The organism is Rhodoferax sp. GW821-FHT10B06 (assembly GCF_059415605.1).
The window spans coordinates 24372-41368 of the sequence record NZ_JBWKNO010000005.1 but is presented as its reverse complement, the minus strand read 5'-3'; the positions used below and the strand labels follow the sequence as shown (position 1 = coordinate 41368).

9 protein-coding genes are annotated in these 16997 nt (G+C 66.4%); 6 read left to right on the top strand and 3 right to left on the bottom strand.

Going from position 1 to position 16997, the window contains the following annotated elements:
* Positions 1-4: 4 nt before the first annotated feature.
* Positions 5-820, bottom strand: a complete 816-nt coding sequence (locus AC07O2_RS09645) for a carbon-nitrogen hydrolase family protein (protein ID WP_495075521.1) — start codon at positions 818-820, stop codon at positions 5-7.
* Entirely contained in the window at positions 817-4863 is a 4047-nt protein-coding gene (locus AC07O2_RS09640) for a YhdP family protein (protein ID WP_495075520.1), read from the bottom strand. The genes AC07O2_RS09645 and AC07O2_RS09640 overlap by 4 nt, the downstream gene beginning before the upstream one ends.
* Before the next feature lie 34 nt (positions 4864-4897).
* Between AC07O2_RS09640 and glnE the strand changes: the two genes are divergently transcribed.
* Positions 4898-7672 (top strand): bifunctional [glutamate--ammonia ligase]-adenylyl-L-tyrosine phosphorylase/[glutamate--ammonia-ligase] adenylyltransferase, encoded by a 2775-nt coding sequence (gene glnE, locus AC07O2_RS09635; RefSeq protein WP_495075519.1) that lies wholly within the window; start codon positions 4898-4900, stop codon positions 7670-7672.
* A 57-nt stretch (positions 7673-7729) separates the two neighbouring features.
* On the opposite strand, the gene AC07O2_RS09630 is transcribed toward glnE, so the two are convergent.
* Positions 7730-10093: a bifunctional diguanylate cyclase/phosphodiesterase gene (locus tag AC07O2_RS09630; RefSeq protein WP_495075518.1), complete on the bottom strand. Its 2364-nt coding sequence runs from the start codon at positions 10091-10093 to the stop codon at positions 7730-7732.
* 203 nt (positions 10094-10296) lie between these two features.
* On the opposite strand from AC07O2_RS09630, the gene AC07O2_RS09625 reads away from it, so the two are divergent.
* The 5 genes from AC07O2_RS09625 (at position 10297) to AC07O2_RS09605 (ending at position 16993) form a co-directional block, all read left to right on the top strand.
* Entirely contained in the window at positions 10297-11589 is a 1293-nt protein-coding gene (locus AC07O2_RS09625; protein WP_495075517.1) for a hypothetical protein, read from the top strand.
* Positions 11590-11610: 21 nt separating this feature from the next.
* Positions 11611-12018: a hypothetical protein gene (locus AC07O2_RS09620; protein ID WP_495075516.1), complete on the top strand. Its 408-nt coding sequence runs from the start codon at positions 11611-11613 to the stop codon at positions 12016-12018.
* Positions 12019-12555: 537 nt separating this feature from the next.
* Positions 12556-14199 (top strand): GGDEF domain-containing protein, encoded by a 1644-nt coding sequence (locus tag AC07O2_RS09615; RefSeq protein WP_495075515.1) that lies wholly within the window; start codon positions 12556-12558, stop codon positions 14197-14199.
* 187 nt (positions 14200-14386) lie between these two features.
* Entirely contained in the window at positions 14387-15823 is a 1437-nt protein-coding gene (locus AC07O2_RS09610; protein WP_495075514.1) for an efflux transporter outer membrane subunit, read from the top strand.
* Between the two features lie 18 nt (positions 15824-15841).
* Positions 15842-16993, top strand: a complete 1152-nt coding sequence (locus AC07O2_RS09605) for an efflux RND transporter periplasmic adaptor subunit (protein ID WP_495075513.1) — start codon at positions 15842-15844, stop codon at positions 16991-16993.
* Positions 16994-16997: the final 4 nt, after the last annotated feature.

Genomic DNA, 16997 nt, shown 5'->3' with positions numbered 1-16997 from the left:
GTTTTCACAGAACCCGGTGCTCCAGCGCCGGCAGCTGGCGGCGGTAGCTGTCGCGTTGCGCGGCGTCCAGCAGGCCGGCCACCACGGCGTCACCCTCGGCATGCTGGGCCAGCACGGTTCCCCAAGGGTCCACCAGCATGCTATGGCCCCAGGTGCGGCGGCCGTTCTCGTGCAGGCCGCCCTGGGCCGGGGCTAGCACATAGGCCAGGTTTTCCACCGCGCGGGTGCGCAGCAGCAGCTCCCAGTGGGCCTGGCCGGTGGTGTGGGTGAAGGCGCTGGGCACCAGCAGCACATCCGCGCCCTGGGCAGCGTAGCGCCGGTACAGCTCGGGAAAGCGCAGGTCGTAGCACACGCTCAAGCCGATGCGCCAGCGCTGGCCGTCGCGCGCCACCAGCTCGAACAACACAGGCTCGCTGCCGGGCTCCAGCACGCGCGACTCGTCAAAGCGCTCCTGCCCGTTGTCGAAGCGGAACAGGTGGATCTTGTCGTAGCGCGCCACACAGGCGCCGCTGGCGTCAAACACCAGGCTGCTGTTGCGCACGCGACTGCCATCGCCCACGGTCAGCGGCAGCGTGCCGCCGACGATGCACATGCCCAGCTGGCGCGCGCTGCGGGCCAGAAAGTCCTGGATGGGACCGCTGCCATAGGCTTCCTGGATCTGCAGCTTGTCGGTGTCCTTGCGGCCCAGCAGGCAGAAGTACTCGGGCAGCACAGCCAGCTCCGCGCCGCCTGCGGCCGCCTCGGCCAGCAGCTGGCCGGCACGCTCCAGGTTCGCCGTCAGGCTGGTGCTGGAGACCATCTGGATGGCGGCAACTTTCATGGCGTGGTTCCTGGCTTGGGTGGCAGATCGGCTTTGCTTTCCGAGACCTTATGCGGCACCTTGGTGATTTTCGGGTCGGCCCAGGTGCCGTCGATATGGAACTCCTGCGTGGCGGCCTCGGTCAGGGGGCGGCGCAGGAACCACTGGGCCAGGAAGGACCCTATGCCGATGGCCGGGTTGATGACGGTGGCCACCAGCGAAGCCGTGCCGGCGTTGATCTCGGGCACCACCACCACCTTCAGGTTCTGCGTTTCGTTCGGGATGCTGGCGCTGCCTTCCATCAGCACGGCGGCGTTCACGCCCTTCATCTGCAGGTTGTTGGTGCTGGCCGTGCCCTGGTCTATGCGCACATCGCCACGGATGAAGTCGAACGCAAAGCCTTCGCTGAACACATCGCGGAAGTCCAGCGTCAACCGGCGCGGCAGGGCCTGCAGGTTCAGCACGCCCAGCAGCTTGGCCAGGCCGGGGTCGGCCTTGAGGAACTGGCCGTTTTCCACCTCCAGATTGAACTGCCCACCCAACGAGGGGTAGTCCAGCGACAGGGGCGAGCCTACCCAGGCCACCTGGCCCTCCATCTGCCCCTTGCCACGCCGGATCACACCGGCCATGCCCAGGCGGGTGAGCAGGGCACCGGCATCATTGATGTCCAGCTTGAAGTTCATTACCGAGCGGTGCGGCATATAGCCGGATGCCAGGCCCGGCGCCGCGGGCAGGGCCGCGCTGGCCAGCGCCGTCCAGTTGCCGGTGGCGCTAAGCTGGGCCTCCGGGGTGGTGATGATGAGCTTGTTCAGCCGCCAGTCGCGCATGCCGCGGTTGACCGCATCCACCTCCACCCGGCCCAGCTTCTTGCCCTTGAGCTCCAGCTCATCCACCACGATGTCCAGCGCCGGCACGCTCTCGGTGGGCTCGTCGAACAGGGTGTTGACCTCGGTGCTGGCGCTGGGCGTCAGGGTCAGGCGGGCCAGGCGGGCGTAGACGCGGCCGGGGCTACCGCCGCCAGGCTGGCGAAATTCCACATAGCCATTGAGCTCCTCGGCATCCACATTCCCATGCCAGGTCGTGCCCTGGCGGGTGCTATCCAGCACCAGGCGGTGCAGGGTGCGGCCATGGGCGGTGAGCGTATTGGCGCGCAAGTTCAAGACGGTGGGCAGGTAGGCGATCGCGTTCGGGTCCACCGCAGCCAGGCCGGTGGCGCCAGGGGTGGAAGCCAAAATACGGTCCCAGGCATCGGTGTTGATGCTGTCCACGCGGATGTTCGCGGCCACGCCTTCTTCCGGCATGGCCACCGTCTCGCCCGCTGGCAGGCCCACGGCCATGCTGCCGCGCAGCACGCGGGGCTCGGGTCCGCTCACATCACGCACATAGGCCACACTGCCGATACCGGCCAGGTCCAGCGACAGGCGGTCGCGCAGCGTGCCAGCCGGGCTGGGCAGCAGGGCGTTCTCAAACCGTAAGGGCATGGCAACCTCGGCCGACTTTTTATAGGGCGCAGGCAGGTCCAGGGCCATGCCTTGCAGCGTGCTGTTGACGGCCACTTCCAGCACCTGCTGGCGCAAGCCCAGCACCGCGGAATAGGCTGCGCTGCCGCTGATGCGAGCAGTCAAGCGCGACAAGCTACCCAGCCCCGGGGCCTGGCGCAGGCCGTCGGCCGTGGCCACGCCCTGCACGCGGAATTGCAGGCCCACGTCGCGCGAGGCCACAGCGGCAGTCGGGTTGTTAGTCGCCACCGGCGCCCGCGTGCCGCCGTCAATACGCACCTCGCCCCCGAGCAAACGTGCCTGGCCGCCCGCCACGGTAAAGCCCGACTCGGTGAAGTTCACCACGCCACGCACCTTCTCCAGGCCCACGGTGCCTGGCACCACCAGCAAGTCGTTGCCATTCAGCACCAGGCTGCCCTGGATCTTGCTCTGCTCGATCTTGTCTATCGGCAGCTGCAGCTGCAGGCGGATATCGGCCATGCCGGTGCCGCTGGCGCGGTCCAGCGCATGCTCGGTCAGCGCCGCCAGCGGGGAACGCGCCATGGCGCCCAGCATATCGGGTAGGGGGCCGCGCCCCTGGCCCTTGAACACCACCACGGCATGCTCCACGTCGGCAATCTGCACCTCGGCCTGGCTGATGCGCAGGTTCGGTGCACCGGCCAGCACGGCGGTGGCACGGTTAACCTGCAGAGAGCTGCGGTCCAGCACCAGCTCGCCCGACAACTGTTCCAGCGCCGGCCAGGGCAGGCTGCCCGCGGGGTGCAGGCTGGGCGGCGAGTAGGCGTAAGTGGCGTTCTTTACCTCGGCCACCACACGGAACTCGCCCTGCTGTGGCTTCAGAAAGGGGAAGTCGTGCAGATCTCCCTTGACGCGGAACTTCACCCGGTCCGAACTGCCCGCCACCAGGGCTTCGCGCAGGTAGTGGCGCGTCTCGGGCAGTGACAGCGGCAGGTAGCGGTGCACGCGTGCACCCTCGGCCCGGCTCAGCTGGCCTTGCAGGTCCAGCACGCCGGGGAAGCGCGAACGGCTGCCGGAGCGCGCCGGGTCGCTGGTGTGCCAGCTGGCCTGCAGCGTGCCTTCCAGGTCGGGGTTGGCAAAACGCATATCGCTCACCTGCACAGACAACGCCTTGCCATCGATCTTCCAGGCCAGGCCGGCCGACAACTGGTCCACCGGCAGCACGGGTTCTTCAAACACGCCGGGTAGCTCCAGTGCGCCCTGGGCGATCTGCAGACTGGCCTTGCCTGCGGCCTGGTTCACGTCAAAGTCCAGAGTGGCGCCACGCACGCCCAGCACCGCAGCACCACCCACGTCCAAGTTCGTCGCGCGGCCCTTGGCCTGGAACTGCGTGGGCGCCGCCACATCGCCCTGCCAGCTGGCCTCGATGCGCTCAACCAGGCCTTTGGGGGCATAGGTATCCAGCGCCGTATGGACATCCGGGCCCAGCGGCAGGCGCTCGGCAATCTGCGCCAGGGTCGCCAGGTCCAGGCGGTCGGCGCGCAGCTGGCCCTGATTTTTTTGCACCCGGGCAAACACGTTGCCGCCGGACCACTGCACGCCCGCGTCGGTAGTGAACTGCAGACCCTCGGTGCTGAACTCGACGCCGCCAGCCAGGGGGCGCCCGGCCAGGCGGCCCTGCAGCTGCTGCAAGGCCAGGGGCTGCAGATCGGCCCCCAGTTGAACGCGCACATTGGCCAGGGCCACGTCGGCCGTGACGGCCTGCAGCTTGCCGTGCTGCAACTCGGCCCATAGCCGCAAAGCCCCCACACCCTGAGCCACGTCCAGGCCCAGGTCGGTGTATTGCCGCAGCTGCGACACATCCACCCGGGGCAGGCTGGCGTACACCGGGCCATCCCATTCCTTCCAACGGCCCCGGTGCACACTCAACAGCGGCTGACGGAATTGGGCCATGGCGCTGAAGCGCTCACCCCATTCGGCCGGCGGCGACGCGTCCAGGCGCAGGCTGTGGCGCAGGCCCTTGTTGCGCATCACAAAGTCCACCGCGCTCAAAGCCAGCGGTGGGGCGCCGCGCTGCTCGTCGGTCCAGCGCACAGTGCCACCGCGCACCACCAGCTCGGTCTGGGAAAACAACCAGTCCAGCGCCCGGGTGTCCTGGCTGTCGCCGCGCGACACATCCAGCCCGGCCACCAGCAGGCGACCATCGGCGCTGCGGCGCACATCCAGTTCGGGCTGGTCTATCACCAGTTGTTCAAACCCCAGCTTCAGCAGCGAGGCGGGCGACAAGGCAGCCAACACGCGCGGCAAGCGCAAGGCTTCACGGCCCTGCGGGTCCAGTATGGCCACGTCGTGCAGCTCCACCGACGGTATCCAGCCCGTGGAATGTGCAGAAATCGAGCCTATGCGCACTGGCAACCCCACAGCCAGGCTGGCCTGCGCTTCCAGCTGCGGGCGAAACTCGCCGATTCGCGGCACAATCCAGCCGTGCAAGGCCCCCCAAGCGATGGCCAACACCAACCACGCCGCCGCTACCAGGCCCAGGCCCCAGGGCGCTGCCTTGGCAGCCAGTCGCAGCAGACGCGTAGGTTGGGGCTTAGATTCAGTCATTGGACACATGGATGCAACAAGAATTATCACTCCCATGCTTCGCCCCCCTGTGGCGCAGCCTCAGCGAAACGGTGAAGTTTTGTTAATAAGCCAGCCCCCCACCTCCCCTCTGTCGGAGCATTCGCGCTTTGTGCAGCGCCTGCGCCGCCGCTATGCCGACCAGCTGGATCTGCTGCCGCCTGGGCCGCCGGTGTTTGAAACCATGCAGTCCACCCTGGCTGCCCTGTTGGCCCAGGGCCTGGAACTCGGCGCCGCCCTGCGCAGCCTGCGCCAGCTGGTGATGGAGCGCCTGGTCAGCCTGGACTGTGACGAACAGGCTCCGCTGGCCGTGGTGACACACGCGGTCACCGTGCTGGCCGAAATCGCCCTGGACGCCGCCTGCACCTACGCACAGCAGACCCTGGACGCCCAGCACGGCATGCCCCTGGGCCCGGACGGCCAGCGCGCCCAGCTGTGGGTCATCGGCATGGGCAAGCTGGGGGCGCGCGAGCTGAATGTGTCCAGCGACATCGACCTGATCTACATCTACAACACCGAGGGCGAAACCGCCGGCACACCCGAGGGCCGGGGCCGCATCTCCAACCATGAGTACTTCGGCAAAGCGGTCAAGACCATTTACGCCCTGGTGGGTGACACCACCGAGCACGGCTTTGTGTTCCGCGTGGACCTGGCGCTGCGTCCGCATGGCAACTCCGGCCCGGTGGCCTTGTCGCTGGACGCGCTGGAAGACTATCTGCAGCAGCAAGGGCGCGAATGGGAGCGCTTTGCCTGGCTGAAAAGCCGGGTGGTGGCGCCGCGCGCATGCATCCAGGACGCCTGCGCGCTGCGCGGCGTGGTGCTGCCCTTTGTGTTCCGCCGCTACCTGGACTACAGCGTGTTCGACGCCCTGCGCAACCTGCACCAGCAGATCCGCGAACACTCGGCACGACGTAGCGCCGGCAGGCCCGAACGCGCGAACGACGTGAAGCTGTCGCGTGGCGGCATACGCGAGATCGAATTCACCGTGCAGCTGCTGCAGGTGGTGCGCGGCGGCCAGTTCCCCGAGCTGCGCACCCGCCCCACGCTGGACGCGCTGCAGCGCCTGGCCCGCGCCGGCCTGATGCCCCAGGCCACGGCCGACGCACTGGCCCAGGCCTATTCCTTCTTACGCCGGGTGGAGCACCGCATCCAGTACCTGGACGACCAGCAAACCCATGTGCTGCCCACCGCCGACGAAGACCTGGCCTGGATCGCCCACACCATGGGCTACCCCGACTGCTGCGCCTTCCTGTGCGAGCTGGACAGCCACCGTGAACGCGTGGCGCAAGAGTTCGACACCCTGCTGGGCGGCGCGGGCAATAAAGAATGCAAGGGCGGCAGCTGCAAAGGCGCCAAGAGCATGGGCAGTAACGACCTGGGCAATGTCCCGGACCTGGCCACCCTGGCTGAACAGTTGCAAGAACCTCTGCGCGCGCGCCTGCTGCAATGGGCCGAAAACAGCCGCATCCAGGCGCTGCGTGACGCTCCCCGCGCCCGCCTGTCGCGCCTGGTGCAGCGCACCGCCGGCTGGCTGCGCGACGGCACGGCCAGCGAAGAAGGCGCGTTGCGCTGGATGGACTGGATCGAATCCCTGCTGCGCCGTGAAAGCTACCTGGCCCTGCTGCTGGAGCGCCCGGCCATCCACCAGCGCCTGCTGCGCCTACTGGGCGCGGCCCGCTGGCCGGCCCGCTACCTGCAACAACACCCGGGCGTGATCGACGAACTGGCCGCGGACACCATGCTGTCCGAGCGCTTTGTGCCCGCCGAATTCGAGGCCGAACTCGAAGCCCGCCGCGCCGCCCTGCAGTCCACCCAGGAAGACGACGACGAAACCCTGCTCAACCTGCTGCGCCGCGCCCACCATGCCGAGCTGTTCCGCACTCTGGCGCGCGACGTGGAAGGCCGCACCAGCGTGGAACAGGTGGCCGACGACCTGAGCGCGCTGGCCGATGTGGTGCTGCGCGTCACCGCCCGCTGGTGCTGGCAGCGCCTGAAAAACCGCCACCTGGACGAACCGCGCTTTGCCGTCATCGGCTACGGCAAGCTGGGCGGCAAGGAACTGGGCTACGGCAGCGACCTGGACATTGTTTTTGTCTACGAGGACGAAGACGACCGCGCCCCCGAGGCCTATGCCAACCTGGTGCGCAAGCTGATCAACTGGCTGAGCGTAAAGACCGCCGAGGGCGACCTGTTCGAGATCGACACCGCGCTGCGCCCCAACGGCAACTCCGGCCTGCTGGTCACCACCTTGAACGCCTACGCCAGCTACCAGCAAGGCCGTGGCAGCAACACCGCCTGGACCTGGGAGCACCAGGCCATGACGCGCGCGCGCTGCGTGCTCGGCCCGGCCGATATGCGCCAGCGCTTCGACGCCGTGCGCCAGGCCGTCATCACCGCGCCGCGCGACCTGCCTGCGCTGCAGGCCGAGATCGTGGCCATGCGCAACAAGGTACGTGGCGCCCACCCGGTGCGCGGCGGAAACTTCGACGTGAAGCACAGCCCCGGCGCCATGGTGGACGCCGAATTCGCCGTGCAGTACCTGGTGCTGGCCCACGCGGCCCAACACCCGGCACTGCAAGACAACGTGGGCAATATCGCCCTGCTGCAGCGCGCCGAAACCGTGGGCCTGCTGCCCCCGGGCGTAGGCGTGGCGGCCGCCAATGCCTACCGCGTGCTGCGCAAGGTACAGCACCACGCACGCCTGAATGAAACCCCCACCCAGGTCGCCCCCGAGCCGTTGCAGGCCGAGCGGGACGCAGTGCTGGCGCTGTGGTCGACCGTTTTTGGTTAGGTTCGATTCAAGGCATCGGCAGTTACAGTAAGACGCCGAAGAGCCTGGTCAGACTGCCTACCTGGCCTCACCGCTTGCAACATCCTTCTGTGTTTGCAGCAACATCGATGTCTGATCCGCCGGCATGGGCACATCGAAATAAAAGCCCTGGAATTCGTCACAGGCGTTCAGGCGCAAGAAGTCGGCCTGCGCCTTCGTTTCCACGCCCTGGGCCACGACGGTCAGGCTCAGCGTGCGGCCCATCGCGATGATCGCCTCGGTCAGCGCCTTGTCCTCGTCGAGGCTGGCAACGTCGCGGATGAAGGAGCGATCGATCTTGATGGTGTCGAGCGGGAATTGCTGGAGCGTCGCGAGCGACGAGTAACCGACGCCGAAGTCGTCGATGGCGATCCGTATGCCCATGCCCTTGAGTCCGGCTAGGATGCCGAGGCTTCTTTCGACATCGCGCATCAGAAGGCTCTCGGCGATTTCCAGCTCCAGCAGATGTGCGTCCATGCCGGTAGCCGCGAGCACCGTCGCCAGGTCGGGCAGCAGACCGTCGTCAAAGAACTGCCGTGCCGTCAGGTTAATGGCCATACTCAGCTGCGGCAGGCCCTGCGTCTGCCAAGCCATGTTTTGCAGGCAGGCGGTTTTGAGCACCCATTTCCCGATAGGGACGATCAGACCAGTTTCTTCCGCGACCGGAATAAACTGCATCGGCGCGATGACGCCCAGGTCGGGATGCTGCCAGCGCAACAAAGCTTCCATGCCGGTGATGCGGCCACTGCGGATGTCGCGCTTGGCCTGGTAATGCAGCTCGAACTCGCTGCGTTCCAGGGCGTGTCGCAAGCTTGACTCCAGCGTGAGCCGTTCGAGCGAGTTGACGTTCAGTGCCTCGGAATAAAACTGGAAATTGTTCTTGCCTTCTTCCTTGGCCTGGTACATCGCGATGTCGGCATTCTTCGTCAGGGTTTGCTCGTCCAGGCCGTCTTGCGGGTAGGCGCTGATGCCGATGCTGGCGGTGATGCGAAACTCCTGGCCGAGCAGCACGAACGGTCGCGCCACGGCGGAAAGAATCTTCTGCGCCACGGTAGCGACGTACGCTTCCTCCGCCAATTCCGGCAGCAGCACGACGAACTCGTCGCCGCCCAGCCGGGCGACCGTGTCGCTGTCGCGCAGGCAAGCCTTGAGCCTGGCCGCAACCTCCTGCAGCAGCTGATCACCGGCCTCGTGCCCCAGGGTGTCGTTGATCTGTTTGAAGCGGTCCAGATCGAGAAACATCACCGCCAGCCGCTTGTTGTAGCGATGCGCCTGGTTGATGCTCTGGCCCAATAGCTTGCTGAACAGGCTTCGATTCGGCAGCGCCGTGAGGCTGTCGTGGTACGCAAGGTGCTCGACGCGCGCGGCGTGGGCCAGCTGCTCTTCGACGACACGCAAGCGGCTGGCCGCCAATTGGCGGCCCATGCGGCTTAACACGGCGGCGATCAGGATCAGTATGAAGCTGGCGGCGGCAGCCCGCCACAGGTAGGTGTGCAGGCTCTGGCGCGTGGCGATAAGCTGTTCGTCCACCGATAGCCCGACGATCACGGCGAGCGGAAACTCGTAGAGCTGGCGCACGCTGGTGTAGCGCAGCACGCCATCCCAGGCGTTGGTGGACAGTTCCGCTTCGCGGCTTGCCTGATTCGCGGCCGGCAGCACAGCGGTATAGCCGCGCGTGTCGCCGGCAGAGACTGCTTCTCCGGTACGCCGGGCACGGAACACGCCGTCGATTCCCAGAATGCCGAGCACGCCATGCTCGCCCAGCTTGGACGTCTCGTAGCCGCTGACGAAGTAGGCTGCGTCCACGGCAATCGTCACGATGCCGGCGAACCGTCCGTCCGCTGTGTCGAGCCGGCGGCTGAAATGCAGTTTGCCTTCGCCGACGCTTGGGCCGTGCGGCGGCTGACCGATCGAGAGGGTATCGACCTGGCGCGGGATCTGAAAGTAGTCCTGATCGGCGATATTGACCGCCGTGGACGGCTTGGTGCTCGCCACAACATTGCCCGTGCTGTCCGCAATGCTGACGACAAACAACAGTGCGGGCGGCAACAACGACTTGTCCTTCAGCTCTTGCAATACGGCCTGTCTGCCCCTGAGTTCATACGCATACTTGACGAACTTCAGCGTAAGGTCGATTTCGCGCAATGCGCGCACCACCTGCGCTTCGTAGGTTTCAGCCAGTTCGTCGCTCGATACGGCCGCGGCATGTTCGGCGGCCGCACGCTCGACCTTGACCAGATTCAGGGTCGTGCCCCAGACAACGCCCAGAACCAAAATCGTGATCGCCGGAAACAGCATGGCCGGCTCGGTAACCCGCGCCAGGTAACGCCGCAACCTGGCCGTAGCACCGGCGGCGCGGAGCCAGACAAGCGCCTGCGCAACGCTGCGTATCTTTAGTTTCATTGCAGTCTCCAAATACCTCCCAGACCTATTGGGCCTCGGCCCCAGCGATGATGTCGCGTCAGGATAACCCGGCGGCGACCGAAAGGTCTATGCGGCATCCTTGAGGCGGAAGCGCGTGTATCCTCAGGCGAAGTACAAAGCACCTGAAATTATTTACCCCATACCGATACCGGGGGGTATACCAGGGTTCTTGGGAAGACCATATGACGAATATTCGGTTGCGGCCGCTTGTGGCCGCGCTGTCGCTGGCATTGGCCGGGGCGGCCCAGGCCGCCGAAGGCGACCCCTCGATCTGGTCGTTCAGCGGCTTCGGCACGCTCGCAGCCGTGCATTCAAGTGAGCGTGAGGCCGATTTCGTAGGCAGCAACCAGCAGCCCAGTGGCGCGGGCCGCACCCAGGCCACCAGCTTCGGCCCGGACAGCAGATTGGGCGGCCAGGTCACGGCCAGGCTCACGTCCGAATTGTCGTCCGTGGTGCAGGTCGTGGCCCAGCACCAGTACGACAACAGCTGGACACCGCAGGTCGAGTGGGCCAATGTCCAGTACCAGTTCTCGCCCGCGCTGCGTGTGCGTGTGGGCCGCATCGCGATGCCAAGCTTCATGGTGTCGGAAACACGCCTCGTGGGTTACGCAAACCCCTCGGTGCGCCCGCCGGAAGAGGTCTACCTCATCAACACGCTCACCAGCAACGACGGCGTGGACGCAACCCATGTGTCGCACTTTGGCGACGCGGTGAACAGCCTGTCCGCGTTCTACGGCAGCAGCACGGCCAAGTTACCCCTCGACGTCACTGCCAGGGCCAAATCGAGCTGGGGCATCAACAACACGCTCGAGATGGGCGCGACGAGCGTGCGTGTCAGCTATGTCTTGGTCAAGGCAGACATCGATTCGTCGTCGGTGCAACAGCTGCAGGATGGGCTGAACGGCTTCGGCGCCTCGGCCTCGGCCATCCCCGTCCCGAGCATCCAGGCAGCGGGTGCGCAGGCCTATGCATTGGCGCAGAAGTACCGCCTCAAGGACTTGTCCCGGCAGACCTTGGCCATTGGCGTTTCGCACGACACTGGTCGCTGGTTTTTCGCGGGCGAGTACGTGCGCCTCATTGCCGGTGACGCATTCGGCAACTCCAACTCCGGCTACGTCACCGCGGGCTATCGGGTCGGCGCGTGGACACCCTATGCCACGCTCGCGGCAACCCGAACGCCCCAGCTCAATGAATCCGGGATATCCACCGCAGGACTGCCGCCTCAGCTGGCTGCCGGCGCCACCGCACTCAACGGCGGCGTGATCGGCCTGGCGAACAGCGTCCCGGCCCCGACACAAAAGAGCATCACTTTGGGCCTGCGTTGGGACTTCATGAAAAACGCCGCCGCCAAGCTGCAGTACGACCACATCGACCTTGGATCGAATTCATTTGGCCAACTGGTCAACAGATCATCCAGCTACCAGCCCGGCGGCAAGCTGAACCTCGTCAGTGTCGCTATCGACTTCGTGTTCTGACGCCACCGCCGAGAGAACACCATGAAACCATCATCCGTTGAACTTGCGCTGATCCTCGCATTGGCTAGCCTGTTTTGCAGCTCGACCCATGCCCAAGTGGCAGTCGTCATGGCGCCCAGCGCCAGCCCGCTCAGCAAGGAGCAGATCGCCAACATCTACCTGGGCCGTTCGGCCGAGCTGCATCCGCTCGATCTGCCCGAAGGCAATGCCACCCGCGATCACTTCTACAAGAAGGCCACCGAGCGCGACGCCGCACAGGTAAAGGCCGCATGGTCGCGCATAGTCTTCAGTGGCAGGGGCATGCCACCCAAGGAAGTGTCCGACGCCGCCGCTGTCAAGAAAGCGGTCGCCGCCGACCCCAAGCTGGTGGGCTACATCGACAAGGCCGATGCCGACGCCAGCGTGAAAGTGGTCCTGACACTGGACTGATCCTGGAAACGGCAGCTGACCGCTTGGTCTCACCCGAAGCTCCGCACGTTTATTGAGTTTTGTCACCGTCAGACCGTTCACACATTGGATGGTGCACGCTACACACCCAATTGCAGCCCAACCCAAAGGGCGGAATACGGCCCGCCTGTCAGCCCTGAGCACCCGTGCCGCCGAGGTGAATAACCGACTCAACCGCAGCTGACGCAGTGCGACCTGTACCTGAAAGCCATGGTGGCGCTGCACGAGGCGGACCTTGCACAAAAACTGGCTGCAACGCCCGCAGCTTCTGCGCAGATAGCTCCGTTTTTCATAGCATCCATACCGGATGACGCGCGCACGCTGCGTGCTCGGCCCAAGCGATCCGCACCAGCGCTTCTACGCGGTGCTGGCGCTGTGGCATGCGGTGTTTGGCCAAGCACCGTTTAAGACCTCTGAGCCCTGAGTCCGGCGGCCCCTCCCGCCAGATTTTTGTCCGCATTGCTATGCCCCCGATACAGCGCTAAGCTGTGCCGCTATGCATACCTTCGCGTTTGCGCCATGGGCCCATTGAGACAAGGTCCGCTTGCTCGGCTGGCCCAGAGCGGGCTTGGTATAGGTCCGCGCATCGTCGCCCTGTTTGTGCTGGTATTCGGGCTGATGGGCGGGCTGGGCCTGATGCTGATGCAAAGCAAGCTGCTGCCCGCCTTCGACGCCATCGAAAAACACTTTGCCCAGGACAGCGTCAAGCGCGTGGCCAGCGGCTTTGACGAGCAGCTCGCAGCCCTCAGCATCCTCAACCACGACTGGGCTTTCTGGGACGAGCTGTACAGCCACATGCAGCAGCGCAGCAAAGCCTTTGAAGACAGCAACCTCAGCGATGCCGCCATGCTGACCTCGCATCTGAACGCCGTGCTGCTGGTAGACCAGCAGGGCCAGCTGGTTGGTATGGGCAGGCGCCCCCAGAGTGACGGCAGCCTGGTGCATGCAGAGCAGGTGTTGGCCCCCCTGCAGCGCCGCTGGGCCGCCCATCTCTGGCAGTCCAGGCCCACCGAATGCGGGCTGACGCAGGCCGGCAAGATCCTGTCCGCCGTGTGCTGGACGCCCATCGTGCACAGCGACGGCCAGGGCGCTGCCGCCGGCCTGGTGGTGATGGTGCAGGAGCTGGACGACGGCGCCATGGCCGTCATCGCGCAAAACGCCGGCGCCGCCTTTTCCATAGAACCGCACGCCGAGGAGCCCAACAGCCCCAGCGCGGTCGAGCTGGCCTGGGAGCTGCCCAAGTTCAAATACTTCAGCAACCGCCAGGTGCACGCCACCTACGAGCCCCAGAACATCACCTTGCACTACCTGCTGCGCGACCTGGAAGACAGGCCCCTTTCCACCGTGCACATGAACCTGGCGCGCAATCTGGCCCTGCAGGCCCAGCGCATCCTGCAAGAGGTGGCCTGGCAGCTCGCCGCGCTGGCCCTGGTCACCGGCCTGGTGTTGCTGCTGGCCATACACCACTGGCTGGTGCGCCCCATCCGCCAGCTGCAGGCCGATCTGGCCATGATGACCTCCTCACGGCGCTGGGACAGCATACTCACCGCCAAGCGGCCCGATGAAATCGGCGCCCTGACCCAGGGGGTGAACGCCCTGCTGCAGGTGCTGCACAGCCAGGTGGATGCGCTGGAGACACTGTCCAGTACCGATGCGCTCACCGGCATCGCCAACCGCCGCCAGTTCGACGAGCGCCTGGCCTACGAGATCGTGCGCCTGGCGCGCCGGCCCGCCCCCTTGTCCTTGCTGGTGCTGGACGTGGACCACTTCAAACGCTACAACGACCTGTATGGCCACCCCATGGGCGATGTGGCCCTGCAAAAAGTCGGCACGCTGCTGAAAGACCTCTGCCGCCAGCAAGACCTGCCGGCCCGCATAGGCGGCGAAGAGTTCGCCCTGCTGCTGCCCGAAACCGATGCGGCGGGCGCCATCGCCATGGCAGACAAATGCATGCTGGCCCTGGCGGCAATGGCCCTGCCGCACGACAGCTCGCCCACCGACCGCTACCTGACATTCAGCATCGGCATCGCCACCTGCGAAACCGGCCAGCGCGGCGACGCCAACCTGTTGCGGATACAGGCCGACGAAGCGCTCTACGCCGCCAAGAACCTGGGCCGCAACCGCGTCTGCCACCGCGACCAGGTGGGCCCCCCGGCCGCCTGAGAACCTGTGGTTTTGACATAAATCGACACAATCCGATACGCGGCTGCGAAAACACCAAGCGCCGTCTCTGGCACCATGGCGGCGCGGCGTCCACCCCTTGGCGGACATATGCCAGCCAGGCTTTCTACAAGCCAGGTTCCCCCCATTACGATAGACGATGGCCCCCCATCCCCCAGGAGCTTTCTGCATGCATGTGCCCCGTTGGTTTCTCTTGTGCGCTCTACCGCTATGGCTCGCAGCCTGTGCCAGCGCGCCGCCGCCAGCCCCCAGCGTCGCGGCCCTGGCCCCCGCGCAGTGGCAGGCACCACTCCCTTCCAATGTGGCGCACCACGGCGACTTGGGTGACCTGGCCAGTTGGTGGCAGCGGCTGGACGACCCGCTGCTGGTGCAGTTGATTGAAGCCGCGCAAAACGTCAGCCCCACGGTGGCCTCGGCCGCCTCGCGCATCACCCAGGCCCGCGCCACCGCCGTGGGCGCAGGCGCCGCGCTGGGCCCCACGCTGGACGCATCGGCCAGCGCCAGCCGGGGTATTTCACAACCCGCCACGCCGGTGGCCACCACGCTGCAAGGCGGCTTGCAGGCCGCCTGGGAGATCGACCTGTTTGGCACCCAGCGTGCCGCGTTGAACGCCGCCCAGGCACGCCAGCAGGGCGCCCAGGCGCTGTGGCATGACGCCCGCGTGTCGGTGGCCGCCGAGGTGGCCAACCAGTACGTCAATGTGCGCGCCTGCGCCCTGCTGCGCGGCCTGGCCGGTGAAGACGCCCGCTCGCGCCAGGAGACGGCCCGCCTCTCCAACCTGAGCACCCGCGCCGGCTTCACCGCTCCGGCGGTGGACGCACTGGCCCGCGCCAGTGCCGCCGAGGCGAATAACCGACTCAACCAGCAGCTCACGCAGTGCGATCTGTACCTGAAAGCCATGGTGGCGCTGACCGCGCTGCCCGAGGCAGACTTGGCACAAAAACTGGCTGCAGCGCCCGCACCTTCTGCGCAGATAGCCCTGTTTTCCATAGCGTCCATCCCGGCCCAGGCACTGGCCCAGCGGCCCGATGTATTCAGCGCCGAGCGCGACGTAGCTGCCGCCAGCTTCGACGTGGGCAACGCCCAGGGCCAACGCTACCCGCGCCTGGCCTTAAGCGGCAACATCGGCGCCCTGAGCTACCGCACCGGCGGCGGCAATGTGGACATGAACACCTGGTCCATAGGCCCCTTGAGCCTGTCGCTGCCGCTGTTGGACGGCGGCGTGCGCAGCGCCAATACCGAGGCCGCCCAGGCCCGCTACACCGAGGCCGTGGCCCTGTACCGGGCCAAGGTGCGCCAGGCCGTGCGCGAGGTAGAGGAGGCCCTGGTCAACCTGCGCAGCAGCGACGAGCGCATGGCCGACACCCAGACCGCCGCCGCCGGCTACCAGGCCTCGTACGAGGCCACCCAGGCCCGCTACAAAGCAGGCCTGGCCAGCCTGCCCGAACTCGAAGACGCGCGCCGCAACGCCCTGGCCGCCGACACCAACGTCATCGCCCTGCAGCGCGAGCGCCTGCTGGCCTGGGTCTCCCTGTACCGCGCCGTCGGCGGCGGCTGGGCCGGCCCGGATGCCGCCGCCAGCACCACCACCGCCCGCCAGCCCTGACATCCCTTTGGACACAGCATGACTTTCAAACCCAACGCTATCGTTTTCGCAGCTGCTTGCGCACTGTCTATCTGCGCTGCAGGCCTTTTTTCTATCAATTCCCAAGCGGCGGATGACAAGCCCCAGGCCCAGCCCAAGCCGGCGCTCAGCGTCACCACCGTGCAGCCACAGGCACTGGCTTGGCCGCTGCAGCTCAGCGCCAACGGCAACGTCGCCGCCTGGCAGGAGGCCAGCATCGGCAGCGAAGCCGCCGGCCTGCGCCTGCAGGAGGTGCGCGCCAATGTAGGCGACGTAGTGCGTGCCGGCCAGGTGCTGGCCACCTTCGCCGCCGAGAGCGTGCAGGCCGACCTGGCCCAGGCCAAGGCCAATCTGCTGGAAGCCCAGGCCAATGCGCTGGACGCCGCCGGCAACGCCGCCCGCGCCCGCACCCTGCAAAGCACCGGCGCCCTGAGCGAGCAGCAGATCAACCAGTACCTGACCACCGAGCAGGTCGCCAAGGCCCGCGTCGAGGCCGCCAAGGCCACGGTAGTGGTGCAGCAGCAGCGCATGAAAAACACCACGGTGCTGGCCCCCGACAGCGGCGTCATCAGCGCGCGCAGCGCCACCGTAGGCGCCGTGCTGGGCAGCGGCACCGAGCTGTTCCGCATGGTGCGCCAGGGCCGGCTGGAGTGGCGCGCCGAGGTCACATCCAGCGAGCTGGAACGCATACGCGCGGGCACCAACGTGCAGGTCAGCACGGCCAACGGCACGCCGGTCAAAGGCAAGGTGCGCATGGTCGCCCCCACGGTGGATACGCAAACCCGCGCCGGCCTGGTCTATGTGGACCTGCCTGCGGGCAATGCCCTGAAAGCCGGCATGTTCGCCAAGGGCGCGTTCGAGCTGGGCCAGACGAATGCGCTGACCGTACCGCAAACCACCGTGGTGGTGCGCGACGCCTTCAGCTACGTCTACCGGCTGAACGCCGACAAGCGCGTCACGCAAATCAAGGTGCAAACCGGCCGGCAAATCGGCGACCGGGTCGAGCTGCTCAGCCCGCTGCCGCCCGACGTACAGCTGGTGGCCAGCGGCGCCGGTTTCCTGAACGACGGCGACCTGGTGCGCGTGCTGGAGCCTTCTAAGCCCAATACGACCGCAGCGCAGGCAGCTCCTGCGGTAGCAGCTAGCAAATAAGGAG